Raw genomic sequence first — 19,553 nt, forward strand, 5'->3', positions numbered from 1 at the left:
TTTATGTTAACCTACCCGAAGGGAATTATCCCTTGGGGATTTACACGTCTAACTGACAAGCGTTAGGCGTTTTTTAATGGTCATTTACCTTACTAAAGGAGAAAGGATAGGTGGTCATTATATCTCGACCTAGATAAGTCGTTAAACTGTCTTATTATATCGAACAACCCAAACGGGATTCGAGAGGAGAATTGAAATGGAAGAAATACAAGAGTCTGTTGAAAAAGTTGAAGAAGTACAGGAGATTGAATCTCCACCTGAACCTAGTGAACCTAACATAGATGAAATACGTGAACAAATAAAACAGGTGAAGGCTTCTGAATACGACGTTGACGATCAACCCACAAGGGAATCTGAGTCTGAAACAGACAATGAAACAGGTGAAGAAACAGAGGAAGAAAGCGCGCAAGAATCTGAATTATTCACTGTTAAGGTTGATGGGGAAGAAAGAGAAGTCTCCATCGATGACCTAAAAGAAAATTATTCTAAAGGTGAAAATTATACTCGAAAAATGCAAGAGTTAGCTGACGAGAAAAAGCAATTTGAAGCACAGCAAGAAGAGTATGAACCAACTCAAAAATGGATGGAATACTGGACTAATAACCCATATCTAAAAGAACAGATAATGAACGTTCTTAATGAGTGGGAGAAAACGAGCGTGTTACCGTTAGAACCCTTAGACAAAGTGATAAACGAGTCATCGAGTGGTCGATATATTAATCACTTGATACTAGAGAACGCACGATTAAAAGATCAGTTAGAAGATGTAAACGGTAAGTACAATTCAACTGTACTAGATACCGAGCTATCTAAGTTAGAGAGTGAATTAAAGGCAGAGTATGAGGATTTAGCAGATGATGAATACCTTTCTAATCTACGAAAACAAGCGGAAGAAGAAGGGTTAACTGTTGAAGTTCTAAAACGTATTGCCAAGGGTGAACTTGCTGACAAGAAGATAGCTAAGATTAATGAGGATAATGCTAAGAAACAGAAGGAAATTGAAGCAGAAACCATAAAGAATATTCAAAAGAACAAAGCTTCTTCTACTGGAGCATTAGGACAAGAAGAAGGCATGGAACAAGTTGGATTCTCTCAAATGTCCAAAAAACAACAACGAGAGATTATTGAAAAAGTAAAACGTGGAGAATTAAAACATTTATAGGAGATGATTAAATGGCAACATCAGTACAAGGTTATAACGCTACTACTGGCGTTAATGCGTTAACCGCAGAGCAAGCAACATTCTATCAAACAGCAATGCTAGACAGACTAATTCCGGAACTAGATTGGTATAAATATGGTGAAAAGAAAAACATTCCAAAGCGTAAGGGTGCCACTACGCAATTCAGACGTTTAAATAGTCTTGCGGTAAGCACAACAGAATTAACAGAGGGTGTAACTCCTGATGGTGTAAACCTGGATATTACTGCTATTTCTGCAACTGTTAAACAATACGGTAACTGGACTAAGATTTCAGATTTTATTGATCTTGTAGGTCTTGACCCATTACTAACTGAAACTGCTGAATTAATGGGTGAAAACGCTGGGGAATCTATTGACTCCATCATTCGTGATATCGTTGCATCTGGAACTAACGTTCTTTATGCCAACTCTAAGTCCGCTCGTGTTGAACTTGGTCCAACTGACAAAATCAATGCATTAGACATTCTACGCGCAAGACGTACTCTAAAACGTAACAAAGTTAAGCCTATTTCATTACCTGGTGGTGGAAAAGGTTACTTGGCTTTAGTTCACACTGACGTTGCGACTGATTTAATGCAAACGCAAGAGTGGAAAGACCAAAACACTTATGTTGACACAAAGAATCGTGAAAACGGTATTCTTGGTAAAATGTACGGGATTTATTTCAAAGAGGTAGATATGGGCGTGAAATTTGCTGGCGAAGGTGCTACTGGAGCTGACGTTTACGGTACTATCTTCCTTGGTAAAGGTGCTTATGGTGTACCTGATGTGGAAGGTTCTTCTAAACCTGAAATCATTGTACACCCTGCAGGTAGCGGTGGTTTATCTGACCCACTAAACCAGTTCAATACAGTGGCTTGGAAAGCAGCATTTACTTCAGTTCGTTTAAATGAATTATGTATCGTTCGTTATGAATCTGGGGCATCAGTTTAATTAACTAAGGGGGAGTTATTCCCCCTTTAATATTTAGGAGGAAACCAAATGGCGGCAAAAAAAGAAAATAAAGAAGTAGAAGTTAAAGAAAATAAAGAAGTAGAAGTTAAAGATGAAAAAAGCTTAGAAAAAGAAATTAATCAAAATGAAAAAAGTTTAAAAGCTAAGTTGGAAAAAATGAAAAAAGTACCTTTAGAAATCCCAGAAGACCCGAACAACCCAAACGAAGTTGTTCCTATCGGTTGGAATGGAATTATCTATGCAGTTCCAAGAGGAAAAGAGTTTATGGTCCCTGTGGTAATTCGTGATATCTGGAAAGAGAGTTATCAAAAAACAAAAGCAGCAAACAAGCGCATTGAACAAAGTATCAACAAAGAATTGAAAGTGTATTAGAAGAGGAATTTAATGTATCCTCTTCTTTTTTTATATTGGAGGTGTTTTCAATAGGCCTATCAACTGTAAGACAATTAGTAAATAGAGCGAAGAGCATAAATCAATATAACAACTCTGGTATTGAAAGTGATGAATTGTGGATTGATTTTTTTAATGAAGCTTTATTCTCTATGGTGGAAGACTTAGAAATTAATGAAGATATTTCCATTGAGTTTATAGATGGAGTAAATGAATACGATTTACCCGAAAATTATTACTCATTAGTTGAATTAAAGGATGAACAGAATCAACTAATACCCGCCTATCGTAATAACGGCATTGATATTTCTGGTTCACAAACATATAGACCAGGATACGAAATAATGCAAAGAGGAAGTAAGTTTGTTATCACATTTCCTTTAATGAAAGCGCCACGCACATTCCAATTAAGGTATATACGTTACCCTAACCAACTAAGTCTAGCAAACGAAGGCGATAAACCAGAAATACCGACAGTGGCAGAAACTGCATTATGTTACAAGGCAATCAGTTTTGCATTAATGAATAATAATCAATACGGACAATCTCAATTCGTTGATGATATGTTCATGAATAAAGCTAGTATAGGTAGACGAGCAAATCATAAAGCTAGGTGGTGATTCCAATAGGTCAAATGGATATAGGTGGCACAGCTACCCAAACAATGCAAATAGCCAAATTTGATGGTGTGAACACTGCGCTAGCCTTTTCTGAATTAAAAAATACAGAGGCCCTAAAGGTGATGAATGGATTACCTGGAAGCCTAGGGAGTTTAGCAAAGAGACCCGGAACAATACCCGTAACCGCAAGTGCGTTGGCAACTCCAATAACTGGCATATTTAGTTATCGTAAAACTAAACAGGACCATGTAATGGCAGTATCAAACAATCAATTATTTGAATTAACAGGTGATACACTAACCGCCAAGACCGGAACATTGTCCAGTAGTGAAGTAGACCAAGCGCAATTCAAGGATGAAAACGGTCAAGAGGTTCTCATCATTGCGGATGGCGGTAATCTTAAATATTACGACGGAACAGATGTAAAAGAAATCGTTCCTGCTGCGGATGATGCCGACCCACTCCCTAAGAATGATCTAAACGATATTAACGCCAATCATAAACCGATTGGATGCTTAGTGCATGGTGCAAGGGTTGTTGTATGGGATGGTTCAGATACGATATGGCACTCCAAAGTAGGTTATTACGATTACTTCCCACAAACAGACTTCATACGCTTTGTGCGTAAAGGCGACTACATCCAAACATGCGTAACTTATCGTGGAGCATTACTAGTGTTCTTGCGCAACTCATTAGCAGTTCTATTCGGTCAAGATATTGAAAACTGGCAACAAGACTTCCTTTCCACAGAGGAAGGGTGTATCAATCCTAAAACAGTACAACAAGTAACGTTCCCGGATGGTAAACAAGAGATATTCTATCTATCTGATAATGGCATACAAGCGGTATATACGATTGATACAGTGTTGATTGATAGCCAAGCTAGATACTCAACTAGAAGCGTGTCACGTACTCAAATTGATTGGAAAGAGCTAGGTGTTACGAAGGAAGAATGGCAACGAGCGGTAGCGCATTTTTATGATGATAAATACTGGCTTATCTACCCAAAGGGTGACAAGTGGGAAGGATTAGTATTCGACACAGTATTTAGCAACTGGTATTTCATTAACAATATAGATGCACATGCTTTCTTTGATAATAGTGATATGTTTCTATTTGCTAGTGATTCTGGTCATGTAAAAGAAATTGACGATTCATTATTTAGTGATTGGGATGATAAGAACCGTACAACAGGAACACCAATTAATATGTATTGGTATTCTAACCTACTCACACCAGCAGTAACGGGATTCGACCACTTTTGGGATGTTGTTATCGTAGAAGCTAAGCAACAGTTTCATAAATCAACGGTTGATTTAGAGTTAAACACATACGATTCCAAAATGATTCTTAATGGTCAGTTAAAAACAGAAATGATGGTGTGGGGCGATACAGTATGGGGACAAACACAATGGCCATCTATCAATCTCACACACTACGTAAACTATGCAAAACGGATTCGATTCTTCCAAAAAGGGAAGTATCTGCAAATAAAAATATCTAACAATCGTGATGAACCGATTGAAATATACAACATCACATTAGAAGTTCGCGCTATGCGACCTTATTAGGAGGGTTGAAATGGCATACGAAAAACAACTAGTTAACGCTGGCGATATTATGGATCCTGCTTGGGGTAATCATGTTCAAACGCAATACGATGAATCGCTTCCAAAAGTTACAAGCGATTCACAAGGGGAATGTTGGAGATTTGATAGCGGACTTCAAATTTACTATGGCACTGCAATTGTTTCCTCCAACGGAAGTGATGTAGTTACTCATCCTGTCACGTTTCCACTTCCTTTTAGTGATAAGCCTTCTATAACAACCAATCTAGAAACAGGAGTGCCTAATTTAAGGATGACTGCAGCTGGGACAGTAGCTAATGCATCATTTAACTTATATGTCCGTAATGATGTTGCAGGGGCTACAGATTTGAAAGTTAACTATACAGCTATCGGAAGATGGAAATAAGAAAGGAGTGAAAACATGGCAGTATCAAGTTATCAATTAATGAATACAAGTGGCGGAAAAAAGAAAGACAAAAATTCCAAATCAACTAAATCTCCACAAATGAAAACCGCACCAGGTTCTATGCCAACACAAGCAGTCGGGGGATTAATTGGTATTACAGAAGGGTTTAAAAAGGCTAGTAGCAAACCAAAAACAAGCACTCCGAAAACAAGTACACCTTCAAGCGGTGGTTCATCTGGTGGCGGAGGTGGTGCGGTAGGCGCAGCTGCTGGTGGTACGCCAACCATGGAACAAAATCAGAAGAACCATGAGAAGGAATATCGAAATAAGTTCGAGAAACAAATCCAGAACGAATTAGATCGCTACGAAAAACAATTACGTGATGAATTGCAACGTAATGAAAAAGGTATCAATGACGAAATCTCTCGACTAGAAGCAAGCGGACGAGCAACGATTGACCGTAATAACGAGTACTTGTCTAATCAAATCGCACAGTTGCAAGACCAAAAAGTAGTTGCTGACCAAGACACGATTAACTGGATGAACAGACGAGGTATGACATATAGCGGTGGTACAGATTACTTCCTTGCACAAAATCAACGTGCTACCCAACAAGCAACAGGTAACCTTCAATCTGAAATAGGCTCACGTAACGCAGAGATTGAACAAAGTAATCAATTAGCAAGAGAACGAGCACTGAGCCAAATTAGTATGTCACGTGAACAAGCCATGAGTACACTGAATATGATGCGTGAACAAGCACCAGACAAGGTACGCCAATTAGTGGATGATGCACTCGAACGACAATGGGCGAAAGACTTCCAAATGGAACAATTCAACTTCCAAAAACAACAAGCAGCGGCGGCTTCGGCCAGGGCAGCTGCATCCCAAGCACTCGCACAAAGACGATTCCAAGCACAACAACAGCAACAAGCATGGGAGAATGCTATGGCTGAGAAACAATTCGCTGCTAGTGCATCTAAAGGTAGAGCAGGAAGTAATGTAAGTGGGTTGCAGTCAAACGGAGGACTCGGACAACGTGATTTAGAAGTATTCCAATCACAATTTGGCGGAGATTTAGGAAGTGCTAGCGCACAAGATATTCGCTCGTTTGTAAACACCCAATATGCAAACGGAATGCTATATGATGAATCTGAAGCAGATCAATTAGAAAACTACTTGAATTCATTGCGTACTCCTGGTGGTTCTAATAATAACAATAAGTCTACCCCCAAAACATGGGATGACATTTCAATGGATGGGTTCAGTAACTACCTTCCATATGGCGCAGGATTATAAAGGGTGATTAGATGGTAAACAGATTCGCACAGAATAAACAAGGTAACAGATTCGGAGGAGGTGGCGGTTCTCGATTTGGTAATCAATACGATACAGGTAGTGTCAATCGCCAAATCGAAAATGCTGAAACTCGTATACGTTATGCAGGGTTTGAACCAAAAGAAGATAATCGAAATTGGTTTGAAAAAGCAACGAATCTGCCAGAAGGTCAAAACTTTTTCTTCGATACCTTAGATTTACTTGATAGACCAGGTAACGCTATCCGTACCGCAATAGATGGCGGAGGAGATGACCTGGGCGACAGCCTTTGGAAAGGCTTTAGCGGTCAAGTAAACACAAGAGGAACAGATATACTCGATAATTTAGGAGTAGATACTGATAACAAGGTTGTAAATGGTGTACTGGGGTTTGGAGCAGAAGTGCTTACAGACCCTACCATGCTAATTCCTGGTGGTGTATTTGCAAAGGGACTTAGAACAGGCGCCAACGCAACTAAAAAAGCGTTTAATGTCATGACACCGCAATCTATCCAACGTAAGATTGAACCTGCATTAGAAGGTACAAAGAATACGTTTAACGCAATGTTTAACACTAGACATGGCAGAAATCAACAATTTGATTCAAACGGTAGGCTTGTTAAAGGTGACGATAAACTTACACCTATGATTCAAGAAACACAGAATCGTATCGACTATCAAAACACCCAAAACATGAATAATATTTTGAAAGCAGCCAAGAACGCAGGCGGATATAAAACAGGTTCACAAGTTGGTCGAATTATGGAGGATTCCTTACAACAATTTGATGAAGCAGGAAACCTAATTCCACGTAATAAAATGGAACTTCCAGACGACCCAGAACTGAAACAAGCAGCTGCTGAATTAATGAGAGGGAATGACTTAGTACGTAATCAAGCTAGGGAATTGGGAATTAACGTAAATGAGTTACAGGGTTATATGCGCCATATTCTTTCAAAGGAAGAACGAAAAAGAAGAAGAGAATTAGGTGAGAGTGTTTATAATGTGGATCGTGGTAACTTTGGAATTGGAAATCCTAACGATAAGTTTTTAAAACAACGTAAGTATACTGGTTCAGCAGAAGAAATTAATCGAGATGCAGGACGTAACGTATTTGAATCGAACGCATACTTTGCAACTGCCTATGGACAAAAACAACTAACAGAATACATGAATGCGGTTGATTTCAGAAGGAAAGTATTATCTGACCCATCACTCGCTATCAAGTATCAAAAAGGTATGAATGTACCAGAAGGCACAACAAAAATAAACACAAAAAATTATCAATTCATGAAAGATGAAGATTTAGCCGAAATGGGCATGTTGGATGAAGTTGGAGGAGAATACGTTGTACCTCATGCAGTTAAAACCGCACTAGACAAATTCCAGCGGCTGACAACAGATGAAGGAATGCGAGGATTTCTTAAAGCTTTTGACACTGCTCAAAGTTGGTGGAAACGTGCTGCTTTATTCTCGTTACCATACCACGTACGAAATGACGTAGGAGCAAAGTTTAATAATTATGTCGGTGGTATGAATGCTATGGATATAGCTAAATACTCATCTCAAGCAGATAAAGAAGTTTACCAAGCTATGGTGCTGGGTAAACCATCTCAAATGTTTGATGAATTTCTCCAACAAGGACTAGGAGCTAATTCACAAAGCAAAATTGAATTTGCACGAATGGGTGATGATGCGGCCCAAGAACTTGAACGACTTGTTAAAAACGAAAGCAAAACAGGTGGAGAAAGGTTAGCAGGAAAAATACTAAGGCCATTTGAGACTTCAAGACAATTTGGTGATTTTATTGACCAGACAAACCGTTATGCAGCTTACAAATGGGCGAGAGAAAAGAAAAAGATGTCACCTGAACAGGCAGCATCTAAGGTGCGACAAACCCAATTCGATTATAACAACTTAACTAACTTTGAACGTGAATTTATGACACGTTTAGTTCCGTTCTATCGTTGGATGCGTAACAACATTCCATACCAAATGAAACAGTTTGCTAACGATCCAAGAAAATTTATTCGAGTGGATGATTTCAGAAGAAATATGCAATCGTCTATGGGGATAAATGAAGAAAATATACCTGATTGGATGACTGAACAATTCGCTATCCCTGTAACGGGTGAAGATGATGGCAGTGGTCAATTTGTTAGTATGAACCTTCCTGTTGGTGACCTAACAAGAGTTGCTGACCCAGGTAAAACGTTTGTAGATTCCTTATCGCCATTTGCAAAGTTGCCTATTGAATTAACATTAAATCGAAACTTCTTCTATAACAATCCGATTGAAAGTTATGAAGGGCAACAACGACAAATGAATATCCCAGGTACTGATGTTAATTTTGGTTTGCCAGCTAAACAGGCTTATGCTCTTGAAAATTTAACTGGTCAAATTGGACGAAATGCATTTGATTACTTGCAAAGACCAGGAGAAGAAAACCAAGACACGAAGTTTAGAACACCATCACTTGGCATTTCATCCATGCTAAAAGAATATGATGTTGTTAAGTCTGAATACTATGAGCGATTAAACGAACTTCAACGATTGCAGGATAGAATAAATTGGATTGAACAACAAACAGGAATGAGACCACCTACTATGAATGAAATTAATCAGAATCGACCACAGAGTCGCTTTGGCGGAGTGAACTAAATATAAATCCACTAATTAAAAAAGTAGCAAGAATTACAATTCCAAACTTTATATAGTGGTAGTTTAAAAGTGGGTTTACTATTTTCACTCCATAATAATCTGGGTTTGTGATTTCCATTCCAAACTTATCGACATAAGTTGTTGGAGCAGTTATAAACATTAATGCTACTTCAATAATAACAACAGGAATTAGAATTGAAATAAAGGTTTTTTTATTCACGATTACGACCTCCAAAGACTTTATTCATAACACTTGTGATAAAATCACCAATTACCATTGCAACGAAGAATATGAGCACGGCAAATATAACGTAAAACCACGCTTTAAACTCATTAAATATGAGTTCTATCAATACAGACACCTCCTTGTTACTCATTATATAGGAGGTAAATACATTTTAGAAGAGGGAAGGCTGATAATTCAGTCTTTTTTTATTGGAGGGACAAACAATGGAGAGATTTGATTTAATATTAAAATACGGTTCAGTCGGGTTAGGCGGGGCGGTAGGATACCTGTGGGGAGGTTGGAGTGAATTGTTATCTATCCTTTTAACATTTGTTGTAATTGATTACATCACAGGTATTCTTGCAGCAGGAAAAGAAGGGAAACTAAACTCTAGCGTGGGATTTAGAAGTATCCCTAAGAAAGTAATGATTTTCTTACTTGTAGCAGTTGGTCATTTAATAGATGGTGCAATGGGAGATAGCCACATGTTTAGAGATGCGGTTATCTTCTTTTATTTAGCAAATGAATTGTTAAGTATTTTGGAAAACGCAGGAAGAATCGGCTTACCTATACCTAGTGTATTGAGTAAGGCTGTTGAGGTACTAAAAGGGAAGGGTGATAAGTAATGGTTAAATATATTCAAGACCCAGGACATGGCGGAAGCGATCCAGGTGCAGTTGCTAACGGACAAAAAGAAAAGGAATGGACATTAGAAGCTGGTCTATATGTAGACAAGCGTTTAGGTGAGCTAGGCGTGTATAGTCACATGACACGTTCAAAGGATGTAACACTTGAACAAAGCGCACGGACTTCTAAAGTCAGTAAATATGATAAAGCAATTTCACATCACTTTAACGCTGGCGGTGGAGAAGGTGCTGAATTTATTTACTCCATTTATGCAGATGGTAAATTCGAGAATATTTTGATTGATGAATTCAAAAAGGCTGGTTATCCAGTAAGGCGTAAATTCCAACGCAAATACCCAAATAAATCCAATTGGGATTATTACTACATGCACCGAGAAACTGGTCATTGTCGTACTACAATCGTAGAGTATGACTTCTTAGATGGCGGAAATTTCTCGAAAATGAAATCAAAATCCTATCGCGAAGGAATGTACGAATGTGTTGTTAAGGCTATCTGTCGCGAGGAAGGTGTTAAATATATTGCACCTGGGAAGAAAGAAGAACCTAAAATTGAAAAAGGTACATTCTACCGAGTTGTCACAGGTTCATTCCAAGACAGAGCCAATGCCGAGCAACGTATAGCAGAATTAAAGAAAAAAGGCTTTGATTCATTTATTGATGTGTATAAGAAATAAAAAAACGCCCTCTGCCTTAATCGGTAGAGGGTTTCCATGCTCTATCCTTCCGTTCAAATTCTCTAGCCTTATCTCCATATAAATATTCACTCATTAACTGACTAGTAAATTCCTTTAATTCCTCTGATGTATACTCTAAAACTTCATCATTCACCTTATATTTACCGTTTTCTAACCGTTGCACATCTATACGATACCTCGAACGTAATTCATCCTGCAACTTATAAAAATCTTCTTGCATCCGTTCGATAATGGATTCCAACATATCTTGATATAAGTTACCTAGTTTAATTTTCTGAAACTTCTCTATGTCTTGTTTAAATATGGTTATGGCCATAGGGTAGGTGATGTATTTTTCTACATGATTCAATGCTATTTCTCCTTTGGGGTTTATTTCCCTACCATTTTCTCTTTATTCCATTTTTCCCATAAAGGTGTAATGCTTCCCTAGCTTTTTCACCATTATCATTATTGCCTTCTGAATAATACCAAAGGGATCGTTCCATCTCTTTTAAACGGGTATTTTTCTTTGTTGATACACTTATTAAAATCGCAAACAAAAATAACCCCATTATGTATAATAATCCCATTTAACCACCCCATTATTTACGTTCGTATAATTCTTCCATGCTTACATTAAAAATTTTTGCTAATTCATAAGCCTTGTCATATTTAGGCATCCCCTTATCGTGTTCCCATTCACTTAAGCGTTGATAGCTTACATTAATTTTACTTGCTACATACTGCTGAGTTAACCCATTTTTCCGTCTTAATTCTCCAATTTTTGATTTCATGATTATTCCCCTTATAAGTGCTTTATTCCTTATTCGACAACCTTTCTGGAATACCCTTTCAAAAATAATTGATATTTTTTTCGTGTTTTTACGAAACATTACAAGCTATCCCCCATACATTATAAGTACATCTAATCTAGGCGAGTGCCTAATGGTTAGATTTAAACCACATGTAAAGGAGGAATACCGTGTGTGAGTTTTGCCAAAAGAAACTATCCTATCCATACCAGATAACCGAATTAGGAAATTTTTGTTACGAGGATTGTTTCAATGATTATTGCTTTGAGAAATTCCATACCCAAACAGTTTGGAGTGAACAAGATGATAGTAGGCTTTGATTGGGGTAATGCCTACACAAAGATTTGCACATCCGATAAAGTGTTTAGTTATCCATCTGATATTATCTCTTATCGCAAAATCAAAGTATCGAACGCACTACGAGAGCATGATTATCTATTCGAGTATAAAGGAAGAAAAGGGATAGCTGGTACACTAGCAAGGGATGAGAAAACAGCACTTGATCGCACACGTAAAGGAGATACCAAATTACATGAGGATGCGCTGATACGGTTATTAATCGGATTACACCAATTACCAGATAAACATTTTCAAATAGTCGTTGGTCAACCGATAAACCGACATAGCGAGGACAAAGAACGAATTATTGAAATGGTGCATGGCGTTCATAGGATAATCGTTAACGGAAAAGAGAAGGAAATCATCATTAAAGATGTGGCAGTTGGTGTAGAGGGAGGAAGTGCTTCACTAAGCAATCCGAAATCGAAACTCCATTTAATCGACATAGGCAGCGGAACAATTAACTTTGCTACGGTAATAAATGGGCGTTTTATCAACTCACAAAGTACCACAGTTTCACAAGGCATGGAGAACATTGAACAGGATTACGAGGGAATAGCAGCTAACATTCAAAATATCGTGATTGATTTAGGCTGGAAGGATTTTATTTATATCCTGGGCGGTGGTGCGAAGGTTCTAAAAGACTATTTACCATACGCCTTATTCACGCCAATATTTCAAGGTAGGTCGTATACACCAGAGTACGCAAATGCAATCGGATATTACAAGATAGGTGAGAAGTTATGGTTAAGGTAGAACTGAAAACAAAGGGAGTGGCATTTAACATTGCTGATCAACAACAAAAAGAGTTATTTGATTACGCCACTTCTAAGAGTAATTTTAGCGGCTATATAAAGGGCTTAATCGTTAGGGATATGTTAGGTATTCCTATGAATGAAAACAGGCGAGAACAAGTTAAAACAAACGATATAACATCCTTTATCTAATCATTAATAAATCATTATCGAATCATTTTTATGAATCATTAGTACAAGGGGAATTACGCATTGCAGAAGGAAAATAAATTTTGTTTAAAGTGGAGCGATAGCGAAACGGACTGAAAGGGGAGTGTGAGGGGGATGCTTGTCAAAGTTAATGGCGTTCCTGTGGGTGAAGTTGTTCCAAAATATCCAACCATCATCCATGAGTGGTGGGGAGAATTAGAATGGCGAGATTATGATTTACCTTCACAACAAATTTACAACAACTGCACAACACAAGATTTTCAGCAGCTAGTTTGTGAAGCTGATTATGGTGTAAGTTGGATAGCTGACAAATTAGGTTTAGATGGTGCTTACAAATTTATCAATCATTATGTAGATGTGATTCAACAGGGTTTTGATTCTGAATGGCAAAACATTTTAGCATTAATAGGAGGTTAACATGAGTACACTAGCATCTTTGGGGTTGGCAACTATGAGTGTAGTAGGTTTATTATCGTTAGCTATGGCACGTTATGAAAATGAATGGTTAACGGTTATTGGATATTTAATTATGATTGGCATAATTATTGGTGGCGTGTGGTATGTCACAAGCACCATTACTATTACGTTTTTCTAGGAGGTTAACATGATACTAGAAATAGCTTGGACCACGTTTATTGGCTCAATTGTTTATGGTTCAACACCTTATGTATGGAAAGGAATGCAAAAAAGCACGCAGAACTCTAAGCTACGGAAAGCGTTTATAAATGGAGAGTTATATCGTAAGGAAAAGGATAGCAAGATTAAAGTAAAGCCAAACATTATTAATACAAAAATAAACGATAAGAAAATGACATTTGTATTCTCTATTCCAAAAGGCGTGAATCCAGATGACTTTATTAAAAAGGCTTATGTATTCAAGCAACACTTTAACGATTATATTGATCTAAAAGTTGAAAATAAAAGGGGGATATTAAACGTATATCCAAAGGGATTACCGACTAAATTCAACTATGCTTATCAAGTCCTTAGTCACCGTTTACCGATTATGTGCGGAAGGTCGTTAGAAGGTTCAATGTTTTCTTTTGATTTAGTAGAGAATCCGCATATGCTAGTAGCTGGGGAAACAGGGAGCGGAAAATCAAGCGCGTTACGTAGTATTTTAACAACCTTAATCAAGTCTAAAAATCCAGATGAATTACGTTTATTGTTAGGCGATTTGAAGCGTTCTGAATTTCATTTATTTAAGAAGATTGAACACGTTGATGGGGTTTATCATTCTGCAGGCGATATTGGTTTACCATTAATGAAAGTAAAAAAAGAAATGATGCGTAGGGGAGATATGCTAGATGAAGCAGAAGTGAACTCAATTGATGAATTACCTAACAAACCACCATATATAATCGTATGTATTGATGAAGTAGCACTATTAAAAAAGGAACATGACATTATGGATATATTAGAAGAAATATCAAGTATCGGAAGGTCATTAGGAGTATTTCTTATTCTATCCATGCAGCGACCAGATGCGCAGCTACTTGATGGGAAACTTAAAGTAAATTTGACAGTACGAATGGGATTTAAGACTGCCGACAAAATAAATTCTAAAATAATCGGTACTCCCGGAAGCGAAGAACTCGACATACCAGGTAGGATGTTATTACGAATCAATTCCCACCTACAAGAGATTCAAGCACCGTTATTAGAAAATAACATAGCGAAAAAGTTACTCGAACCATACAAGAAATCTAATGTTGTTCAATTTCAAAAAGAACCAGATATTATGGAGTTGTTCAAGGAATGAAGAAACGTGATTTATCCATTATAAAAGACTTAGAACGGTTCAGAGTAATGTCGAGGGATAACATAGCTGATTTATACTTCAAACACACCAAACACCCTTATAGCAGCGCTAACTCGGTATTAAAACGCCTTGTACGTGATGGTCAAATAGAAGTGAGTCATCATCATTCACCCTACGTTTATTTTCCTGCTGGATCTACCATGAAGAAAAACTCCACTAAAATTCCTCATTATCTAACGCTAGTTGATATATATGTAAAGTTGCAGCCTAAAACATTCGAGTTAGAACCTAAATTCAAGAAGGGATTAGCTGAACCGGATATATACACTGTTATAAAAGGAAAACCTTTCTTTATAGAGGTACAACGCAATGTGTATGCACAAAAGGTTATGGATAAGAAAATTAAACGTTATGAAGCATTGTATTTTCATTACGACAAACTGCCATATGTATTAATGATTACGGAAAAGAAATATGAAATCAATTCCGATATTGTCAATGTGATTCAAGTAAGTAGTATAGATGAGTTCCTAACAAAGATAGAGAGCGGAAAATAATCTGCTCTTTTATCTTTGTATTTATAATAAGTAAAGGGTGTTGTTTTTAAACACGAAGAATCAAATTATTCACAGGCAAACCATTTTTATTGGTAGCCTAAACGCCTCCATTGTCCACCCCAGAGAAGTATTCCGTGAAGCAGTGAAACGCTCTGCAGCCTCAATTATCGTTGCCCATAACCACCCTTCAGGCGATCCGACTCCCTCTCAAGAAGATATTCATGTCACCAAAAGGCTAGCTGAATCTGGAAAAATGATTGGCATAGAATTATTAGACCATTTGATTATTGGGGACCGGAAATTTGTCTCACTAAAAGAAAAAGGCTATTTATAATCCTTTTAAAAAAATCAATAATATCTTGATATAAAAGGGTTTGAGATTAATGAAATATTGGTTTATTCCAAAAACCTCACAGAAACCTCACAAAATATTATAGAGATACTTTTTCTAAGATGTTCCCGTATAAATTTGATATTTTAACGGGAGCTTCTTTTTTCATTTTATTTGTAACGTGAGTATAAATTTTCATTGTAGTTTTTGCGTCTTCATGACCTACACGTTTCATTATAGTTGCTAGATCAACACCAGCTTCAGCTAACATACTTACATGAGTATGACGGAAAATGTGGGGAGTAGCTGGCTTTTTTATCTTTGTTTTCTTTAATAATCGGTTCATTCTATTGTTTAGAGAAATAGTCGTAAAGGGATAGCCGTTTAAACGCGAAAACACAAAATCTGCATCATGATACTCAAGTGTTTCATTGAAATAGGTGATTTGCTTATTTCGATATTTCATTTTTCTTTTGTCATTTTCCAAAATTATTTTTTTGAGCATGTCCATAATATATCTTTCCATTGCCACAGTTCTAACTGACTTATAAGTTTTGGGTGGAATTAATTCATATTCCCTCATATTGTTATTTTCGTTATAGAGAGTCTTCACTATATCAATTTCATTTGTTTCAAATAGAATATCTTGTTTTTGTAAAGCACATAATTCTCCAGGTCTCACCCCAGAAAAAGCTAATGTGTAAAATCTTTCCTTGTCGTATTTTAGTCCATAGTTAAGAGCTGCAAGTAAGAACTCTTCTAATTCGTCATGGTCTAAAAACTTTTCTTCAATACTATCTTGTTTAATTTCATCTATTGTTTTTCTTTTTTTAGGCATTACAATTTCTGAAGCTGGATTCTCAATAATCCACTTCCTTTTCTTAGCAAACTTAAATATCATATTTCCTGCACTATGAATTCCTTGTAAAGTAGTACTTTCATAGTGTTCGAATAATTGGTTGATAACCTTTTGATATAAATCATGAGTAATATTTCCAATAATGAATTTTCCTAAATGACGATTTAAAATTCTAATCTCCTTTCTTCGTTTCGCAAGTGTGCCTTTTTTTATACCTGTTAATTTGTATAGGTCATACCACTGTGAGGCAACTGATTCAAAGGAGAAGGTCTTAGCAGTTTTGCTATCGATTTGGGTATGCTCTTGTCTTTTTATCTCATCTAGAACTTTTACTTTTGCCTCTTTCATTGTTTTACCGCGTCTGGTTATTTGATTTCTGCTTCCGTTTGCTTTTGGCGGTCCATCAGAAACACATTCCCATCGAACTTGTCCGGACTTTATCCTTATTTGTCTGCAATACATAATAATACCTCCCTTATTAAACTATTACTCTATCCATATATATAACTTCTTTTACATCAACAACTCTTATTACCAATCCGTTTATATTACTCTTGTCGTAACCATGTTCGATAATGCGGCCCTCAATATTTGCTAGATTTATACCAAAATGATTATCATCTGTAGCAGAATTTAATAATAAGTCGCTTAATAATACAGAAACCTTAAGGTCTTCATTATGAAAATAACTTATATCACATTCATGAAAAGATGTTGTTGATAAGTATAAATTCGAGTTTGATCAGTCAACATTCTCAACAACTAGCCAAACTGGTACTTTCTCATTGTTAATATGTTCATAGTAGACTGTTAAATCATTCATTATTGAGCCCCCTGAAGTTGACTATACAATTGGTTCATTATTTTTTTGGTTTCCGTAGACCAATTTGCTGGATCATAACTCTTTTCATAATTAGATTGCTGCTTCTTTATTTCATTGTCGTATAGAGATTGCTGAATTCTTCGTTTAATTTGTTCAACTCTTTTTTTCGCAAGTTGCAAGGGAACATCAAACGTAAAGGATAAAAGAGAGCTTATATGCTCCTCAGAAATTGGCAAATCTAATTGTTCTATCATGAAAAAAGGCATTGCTGCATATAACATAAATTGATTTGCCTGTCTTTCTTGCAATGTAATAAACGTATCAACAAACCCAGCTTGATCACCATAATGCCTAAGAGGATGGCATAGTTCATGAAAGAATATTTTTCTCATTATTGTTTTAGGCTTATTAGGGTTTAAGAAAATTACTGCATCATCTTCATCCCATAGTGCAACTTCTCTTGCACCTTCCATATATACAATGTTGATTCTTAATTTCTTCGCTACATTTTCGATTGATAAATCTGATGGAGACAGAATGGCATGTTTTTTGTATAAGTTTTCTAACATTAGTTCTAATTCTGTTTTTTGATAAGAGTCAAACATAGATTACCTCCATTGAACGAATGTATGTTCTGTTTTTGATTTATAAAAAAGAACCTTTCAGGTCCTTTACTTGTTGTCTTTTATTTTGCGGAAGATTCGTAGTTGTTCTTCTAAATACTCTTTCTCTTGTTCTGAAATCTCTTCGAAGTTGTGGAAGGCTCTGTTTGGATTGTTGTTATTATCAGATGTATTAGTATTATTTGACTTACCTATCAAATAATCAGTCGTAACATCAAATATATCTGATATTTTTTGCAATGTTCCAAAGTCGGGTTCCCTTGATCCAGACTCGTATTTTGAGATAGTAGAATAGGAGACTCCTAATTTTTCTGCCAAGTCATCTCTACTCAATCCTCTATTTTTCCTTAAACTAGTTAATCTACTACTAAAACCCATATTAATTCCTCCAGAACACTCAATACCTATATATTACACTATTTGTCCAATTCTTAAATATTTTTGGACAAAACGGGTAAAAAAGTGTTGACATTGGACATAATGTCCATTAATATTAACTCAACAAGACAAAACGTCCAGTTCAAGGTGGTGAGAAAATGAGACATAAGTTAAGAAATGTTCGCCTTGGAAAAGGCTATAAAGATGTAGAAGAAATCTCCAACAAAATTGGAATATCAGCATCTTATTACTATAAAATCGAGCAAGGAAAACGAACACCAGGAATTGTCCTAGCTAAAAAAATAGCTGATATTTTAGATCATACAGTAGATGAACTTTTTTTTAATTCTAATTTGGACGAAGTGTCCAATAATAAAAAAGCTATTTAGGAGGTAATCAAATGAATCAATTACAAGTAGTTCCAATCAATGGTCAACTAGTAACAAATAGTCAAGAAGTCTCAGCAATGGTTGGAAAGCCACATTATGAATTACTTAAGGACATTAGAAAATACTCGGCATATTTAGCCGAAGGGAATTTTCACTTGGGCGATTTTTTCATTGAGTCTTCATACAAAGATAGTAACAACCAATCTCGACCATGTTTTCTAATCACTCGTAAGGGTTGCGATATGGTTGCTAACAAAATGACTGGACAGAAAGGCGTTTTATTTACAACTGAATATGTAACAAGGTTTGAAGAAATGGAAAAACAAATCAGACAGCCTAAGAACCAACTAGAAATACTACAAGTTGCAGTTAATGAATTAACTTCTCAGGACAAGCGTAATACCAACTTAGAAAACACTATGCGAATTGATGGAGGACAGGAATTCCACATACGTAAGAAAGTTAACCAAATTGTCATTGAAACTCTTGGTGGTAAGAATTCACCTGCATACCAACAATTAAGCAGAAAAGCATATTCAGAGTTCTGGCGTGAATTTAAGAATCACTATGGTTTACCTAGATATGGTGATCTACCTAAAAAGAATTTTGAAGATGCTCTCCGTTTTATCGGTATGTGGCAACCATCAACAACTTTAAGAATTGAGATACAGAATGCAAATAATCAACAAACCATTCGTGAGGTGATCTAATGCCAGCACTAACATTCAGTCAAGAAGAAATACAAAATCTAGCAAATGAAATTAAAAAACAAGTAGTGCCAGTCTTGCTTCAAGAATTACAACAAAAACACCTACCACCATTACTCACGAGGAAGCAGTTTATGGAACTAGTCGATATTGGTCCAACAAAATGCAATGAGCTATTCAACCGTTCTGATTTCCCAGTAACAAGGGAGCTTGGTCACCCAAGAGTTATAACTAAAGACTTTTTTGAGTGGCTAAGCTGGTCGGCTAATTCGGCAGAAATTAGTATGAGATTTCCTTATAAGGCAATCTAACAGGTATAAATCTAGCATACTATCAATGCTTG

27 protein-coding genes and 1 pseudogene are annotated in these 19,553 nt (G+C 36.5%); 20 read left to right on the forward strand and 8 right to left on the reverse strand.

Features of this window, described 5'->3' with window-relative positions:
- Positions 1 to 196 precede the first annotated feature (196 nt).
- Genes ABC228_RS01105 through ABC228_RS01140 form a run of 8 tightly spaced genes read left to right on the forward strand, consistent with a single transcriptional unit; the run spans position 197 to position 9,118 of the window.
- Positions 197 to 1,162: a hypothetical protein gene (locus tag ABC228_RS01105; protein ID WP_345823246.1), complete on the forward strand. Its 966-nt coding sequence runs from the start codon at positions 197 to 199 to the stop codon at positions 1,160 to 1,162.
- An 11-nt stretch (positions 1,163 to 1,173) separates the two neighbouring features.
- Positions 1,174 to 2,136, forward strand: coding sequence for a N4-gp56 family major capsid protein (locus ABC228_RS01110; RefSeq protein WP_345823247.1), 963 nt, complete (start codon positions 1,174 to 1,176; stop codon positions 2,134 to 2,136).
- Positions 2,137 to 2,184: 48 nt separating this feature from the next.
- On the forward strand, positions 2,185 to 2,529 hold the full coding sequence (locus ABC228_RS01115) for a hypothetical protein (RefSeq protein WP_345823248.1): 345 nt from the start codon (positions 2,185 to 2,187) through the stop codon (positions 2,527 to 2,529).
- 41 nt (positions 2,530 to 2,570) lie between these two features.
- The gene (locus ABC228_RS01120; RefSeq protein ID WP_486651789.1) at positions 2,571 to 3,167 is read left to right on the forward strand and encodes a phage adaptor protein; all 597 of its coding nucleotides are present in this window, start codon (positions 2,571 to 2,573) and stop codon (positions 3,165 to 3,167) included.
- On the forward strand, positions 3,164 to 4,738 hold the full coding sequence (locus ABC228_RS01125) for a hypothetical protein (RefSeq protein WP_345823250.1): 1,575 nt from the start codon (positions 3,164 to 3,166) through the stop codon (positions 4,736 to 4,738). Before ABC228_RS01120 ends, ABC228_RS01125 begins: the two co-directional genes overlap by 4 nt.
- A gap of 10 nt (positions 4,739 to 4,748) precedes the next feature.
- On the forward strand, positions 4,749 to 5,141 hold the full coding sequence (locus tag ABC228_RS01130) for a hypothetical protein (RefSeq protein ID WP_345823251.1): 393 nt from the start codon (positions 4,749 to 4,751) through the stop codon (positions 5,139 to 5,141).
- Positions 5,142 to 5,156: 15 nt separating this feature from the next.
- A complete protein-coding gene (locus ABC228_RS01135) occupies positions 5,157 to 6,440 on the forward strand; it encodes a hypothetical protein (RefSeq protein WP_345823252.1) in 1,284 nt (427 codons plus the stop codon).
- 11 nt (positions 6,441 to 6,451) lie between these two features.
- Complete coding sequence (locus ABC228_RS01140) at positions 6,452 to 9,118, forward strand: hypothetical protein (RefSeq protein ID WP_345823253.1); 2,667 nt, start codon at positions 6,452 to 6,454, stop codon at positions 9,116 to 9,118.
- Here the strand turns inward: ABC228_RS01140 and ABC228_RS01145 are convergent.
- On the reverse strand, positions 9,075 to 9,338 hold the full coding sequence (locus ABC228_RS01145; protein ID WP_345823254.1) for a hypothetical protein: 264 nt from the start codon (positions 9,336 to 9,338) through the stop codon (positions 9,075 to 9,077). The two genes, ABC228_RS01140 and ABC228_RS01145, sit on opposite strands and share 44 nt — an antisense overlap.
- Complete coding sequence (locus ABC228_RS01150; protein WP_345823255.1) at positions 9,331 to 9,471, reverse strand: hypothetical protein; 141 nt, start codon at positions 9,469 to 9,471, stop codon at positions 9,331 to 9,333. The genes ABC228_RS01145 and ABC228_RS01150 overlap by 8 nt, the downstream gene beginning before the upstream one ends.
- Positions 9,472 to 9,568: 97 nt before the next feature.
- Here ABC228_RS01150 and ABC228_RS01155 point away from each other — a divergent pair, with 97 nt between their 5' ends.
- Both ABC228_RS01155 and ABC228_RS01160 read left to right on the forward strand, forming a co-directional pair.
- Entirely contained in the window at positions 9,569 to 9,970 is a 402-nt protein-coding gene (locus ABC228_RS01155) for a phage holin family protein (protein WP_345823256.1), read from the forward strand.
- Positions 9,970 to 10,665: an N-acetylmuramoyl-L-alanine amidase gene (locus tag ABC228_RS01160; RefSeq protein WP_345823257.1), complete on the forward strand. Its 696-nt coding sequence runs from the start codon at positions 9,970 to 9,972 to the stop codon at positions 10,663 to 10,665. Before ABC228_RS01155 ends, ABC228_RS01160 begins: the two co-directional genes overlap by 1 nt.
- A gap of 16 nt (positions 10,666 to 10,681) precedes the next feature.
- Here the strand turns inward: ABC228_RS01160 and ABC228_RS01165 are convergent, their stop codons facing one another.
- From ABC228_RS01165 to ABC228_RS01175, 3 genes are read right to left on the reverse strand one after another with little or no spacing between them, the layout of a single operon-like run.
- The gene (locus ABC228_RS01165; RefSeq protein WP_345823258.1) at positions 10,682 to 11,035 is read right to left on the reverse strand and encodes a YhjD family protein; all 354 of its coding nucleotides are present in this window, start codon (positions 11,033 to 11,035) and stop codon (positions 10,682 to 10,684) included.
- A gap of 28 nt (positions 11,036 to 11,063) precedes the next feature.
- Complete coding sequence (locus ABC228_RS01170) at positions 11,064 to 11,255, reverse strand: hypothetical protein (protein ID WP_345823259.1); 192 nt, start codon at positions 11,253 to 11,255, stop codon at positions 11,064 to 11,066.
- 12 nt (positions 11,256 to 11,267) lie between these two features.
- The gene (locus tag ABC228_RS01175; RefSeq protein ID WP_345823260.1) at positions 11,268 to 11,459 is read right to left on the reverse strand and encodes a helix-turn-helix transcriptional regulator; all 192 of its coding nucleotides are present in this window, start codon (positions 11,457 to 11,459) and stop codon (positions 11,268 to 11,270) included.
- Between the two features lie 321 nt (positions 11,460 to 11,780).
- Here ABC228_RS01175 and ABC228_RS01180 point away from each other — a divergent pair, with 321 nt between their 5' ends.
- The 7 genes and pseudogenes from ABC228_RS01180 to radC all read left to right on the forward strand — a co-directional run.
- Positions 11,781 to 12,572 carry a ParM/StbA family protein gene (locus ABC228_RS01180; RefSeq protein ID WP_345823261.1) on the forward strand — a complete coding sequence of 264 codons (792 nt, stop codon included), beginning with the start codon at positions 11,781 to 11,783 and terminating at the stop codon, positions 12,570 to 12,572.
- Positions 12,560 to 12,763 carry a hypothetical protein gene (locus tag ABC228_RS01185; RefSeq protein WP_345823262.1) on the forward strand — a complete coding sequence of 68 codons (204 nt, stop codon included), beginning with the start codon at positions 12,560 to 12,562 and terminating at the stop codon, positions 12,761 to 12,763. Before ABC228_RS01180 ends, ABC228_RS01185 begins: the two co-directional genes overlap by 13 nt.
- A gap of 132 nt (positions 12,764 to 12,895) precedes the next feature.
- Positions 12,896 to 13,198, forward strand: coding sequence for a hypothetical protein (locus tag ABC228_RS01190; RefSeq protein ID WP_345823263.1), 303 nt, complete (start codon positions 12,896 to 12,898; stop codon positions 13,196 to 13,198).
- Position 13,199: 1 nt separating this feature from the next.
- Positions 13,200 to 13,376: a hypothetical protein gene (locus ABC228_RS01195; RefSeq protein WP_345823264.1), complete on the forward strand. Its 177-nt coding sequence runs from the start codon at positions 13,200 to 13,202 to the stop codon at positions 13,374 to 13,376.
- A 9-nt stretch (positions 13,377 to 13,385) separates the two neighbouring features.
- Positions 13,386 to 14,543, forward strand: coding sequence for an FtsK/SpoIIIE domain-containing protein (locus ABC228_RS01200; RefSeq protein WP_345823265.1), 1,158 nt, complete (start codon positions 13,386 to 13,388; stop codon positions 14,541 to 14,543).
- The gene (locus ABC228_RS01205; protein ID WP_345823266.1) at positions 14,540 to 15,100 is read left to right on the forward strand and encodes a replication-relaxation family protein; all 561 of its coding nucleotides are present in this window, start codon (positions 14,540 to 14,542) and stop codon (positions 15,098 to 15,100) included. The genes ABC228_RS01200 and ABC228_RS01205 overlap by 4 nt, the downstream gene beginning before the upstream one ends.
- 40 nt (positions 15,101 to 15,140) lie before the next feature.
- A pseudogene (radC, locus tag ABC228_RS01210) lies at positions 15,141 to 15,434 on the forward strand (RadC family protein); the annotation flags it as partial.
- Between the two features lie 97 nt (positions 15,435 to 15,531).
- Here the strand turns inward: radC and ABC228_RS01215 are convergent.
- The 3 genes from ABC228_RS01215 to ABC228_RS01225 form a co-directional block, all read right to left on the reverse strand.
- Positions 15,532 to 16,752: a tyrosine-type recombinase/integrase gene (locus tag ABC228_RS01215; protein WP_345823267.1), complete on the reverse strand. Its 1,221-nt coding sequence runs from the start codon at positions 16,750 to 16,752 to the stop codon at positions 15,532 to 15,534.
- A 360-nt stretch (positions 16,753 to 17,112) separates the two neighbouring features.
- Positions 17,113 to 17,718 (reverse strand): ImmA/IrrE family metallo-endopeptidase, encoded by a 606-nt coding sequence (locus ABC228_RS01220; protein ID WP_345823268.1) that lies wholly within the window; start codon positions 17,716 to 17,718, stop codon positions 17,113 to 17,115.
- A gap of 66 nt (positions 17,719 to 17,784) precedes the next feature.
- Positions 17,785 to 18,114, reverse strand: coding sequence for a helix-turn-helix domain-containing protein (locus ABC228_RS01225; protein ID WP_345823269.1), 330 nt, complete (start codon positions 18,112 to 18,114; stop codon positions 17,785 to 17,787).
- Between the two features lie 158 nt (positions 18,115 to 18,272).
- Here ABC228_RS01225 and ABC228_RS01230 point away from each other — a divergent pair, with 158 nt between their 5' ends.
- Genes ABC228_RS01230 through ABC228_RS01240 form a run of 3 tightly spaced genes read left to right on the forward strand, consistent with a single transcriptional unit; the run spans position 18,273 to position 19,521 of the window.
- Positions 18,273 to 18,503, forward strand: a complete 231-nt coding sequence (locus ABC228_RS01230; protein WP_345823270.1) for a helix-turn-helix domain-containing protein — start codon at positions 18,273 to 18,275, stop codon at positions 18,501 to 18,503.
- Between the two features lie 11 nt (positions 18,504 to 18,514).
- Positions 18,515 to 19,213: a Rha family transcriptional regulator gene (locus ABC228_RS01235; protein ID WP_345823271.1), complete on the forward strand. Its 699-nt coding sequence runs from the start codon at positions 18,515 to 18,517 to the stop codon at positions 19,211 to 19,213.
- A complete protein-coding gene (locus tag ABC228_RS01240) occupies positions 19,213 to 19,521 on the forward strand; it encodes a hypothetical protein (RefSeq protein ID WP_345823272.1) in 309 nt (102 codons plus the stop codon). Before ABC228_RS01235 ends, ABC228_RS01240 begins: the two co-directional genes overlap by 1 nt.
- Positions 19,522 to 19,553: the final 32 nt, after the last annotated feature.

The organism is Ornithinibacillus xuwenensis, from assembly GCF_039614845.1.
In the GTDB taxonomy this organism is placed as follows: Bacteria; Bacillota; Bacilli; order Bacillales; family Amphibacillaceae; genus Ornithinibacillus; species Ornithinibacillus xuwenensis.

Coding starts and splice junctions, on each gene's coding strand:
- ABC228_RS01105 (WP_345823246.1), top strand. CDS start 197: ATGGAAGAAATACAAGAGTCTGTTGAAAAAGTTGAAGAAGTACAGGAG.
- ABC228_RS01110 (WP_345823247.1), top strand. CDS start 1,174: ATGGCAACATCAGTACAAGGTTATAACGCTACTACTGGCGTTAATGCG.
- ABC228_RS01115 (WP_345823248.1), top strand. CDS start 2,185: ATGGCGGCAAAAAAAGAAAATAAAGAAGTAGAAGTTAAAGAAAATAAA.
- ABC228_RS01130 (WP_345823251.1), top strand. CDS start 4,749: ATGGCATACGAAAAACAACTAGTTAACGCTGGCGATATTATGGATCCT.
- ABC228_RS01135 (WP_345823252.1), top strand. CDS start 5,157: ATGGCAGTATCAAGTTATCAATTAATGAATACAAGTGGCGGAAAAAAG.
- ABC228_RS01140 (WP_345823253.1), top strand. CDS start 6,452: ATGGTAAACAGATTCGCACAGAATAAACAAGGTAACAGATTCGGAGGA.
- ABC228_RS01155 (WP_345823256.1), top strand. CDS start 9,569: ATGGAGAGATTTGATTTAATATTAAAATACGGTTCAGTCGGGTTAGGC.
- ABC228_RS01160 (WP_345823257.1), top strand. CDS start 9,970: ATGGTTAAATATATTCAAGACCCAGGACATGGCGGAAGCGATCCAGGT.
- ABC228_RS01170 (WP_345823259.1), bottom strand. CDS start 11,255: ATGGGATTATTATACATAATGGGGTTATTTTTGTTTGCGATTTTAATA.
- ABC228_RS01175 (WP_345823260.1), bottom strand. CDS start 11,459: ATGAAATCAAAAATTGGAGAATTAAGACGGAAAAATGGGTTAACTCAG.
- ABC228_RS01180 (WP_345823261.1), top strand. CDS start 11,781: ATGATAGTAGGCTTTGATTGGGGTAATGCCTACACAAAGATTTGCACA.
- ABC228_RS01185 (WP_345823262.1), top strand. CDS start 12,560: ATGGTTAAGGTAGAACTGAAAACAAAGGGAGTGGCATTTAACATTGCT.
- ABC228_RS01190 (WP_345823263.1), top strand. CDS start 12,896: ATGCTTGTCAAAGTTAATGGCGTTCCTGTGGGTGAAGTTGTTCCAAAA.
- ABC228_RS01195 (WP_345823264.1), top strand. CDS start 13,200: ATGAGTACACTAGCATCTTTGGGGTTGGCAACTATGAGTGTAGTAGGT.
- ABC228_RS01200 (WP_345823265.1), top strand. CDS start 13,386: ATGATACTAGAAATAGCTTGGACCACGTTTATTGGCTCAATTGTTTAT.
- ABC228_RS01205 (WP_345823266.1), top strand. CDS start 14,540: ATGAAGAAACGTGATTTATCCATTATAAAAGACTTAGAACGGTTCAGA.
- ABC228_RS01215 (WP_345823267.1), bottom strand. CDS start 16,752: ATGTATTGCAGACAAATAAGGATAAAGTCCGGACAAGTTCGATGGGAA.
- ABC228_RS01220 (WP_345823268.1), bottom strand. CDS start 17,718: ATGTTTGACTCTTATCAAAAAACAGAATTAGAACTAATGTTAGAAAAC.
- ABC228_RS01225 (WP_345823269.1), bottom strand. CDS start 18,114: ATGGGTTTTAGTAGTAGATTAACTAGTTTAAGGAAAAATAGAGGATTG.
- ABC228_RS01230 (WP_345823270.1), top strand. CDS start 18,273: ATGAGACATAAGTTAAGAAATGTTCGCCTTGGAAAAGGCTATAAAGAT.
- ABC228_RS01235 (WP_345823271.1), top strand. CDS start 18,515: ATGAATCAATTACAAGTAGTTCCAATCAATGGTCAACTAGTAACAAAT.
- ABC228_RS01240 (WP_345823272.1), top strand. CDS start 19,213: ATGCCAGCACTAACATTCAGTCAAGAAGAAATACAAAATCTAGCAAAT.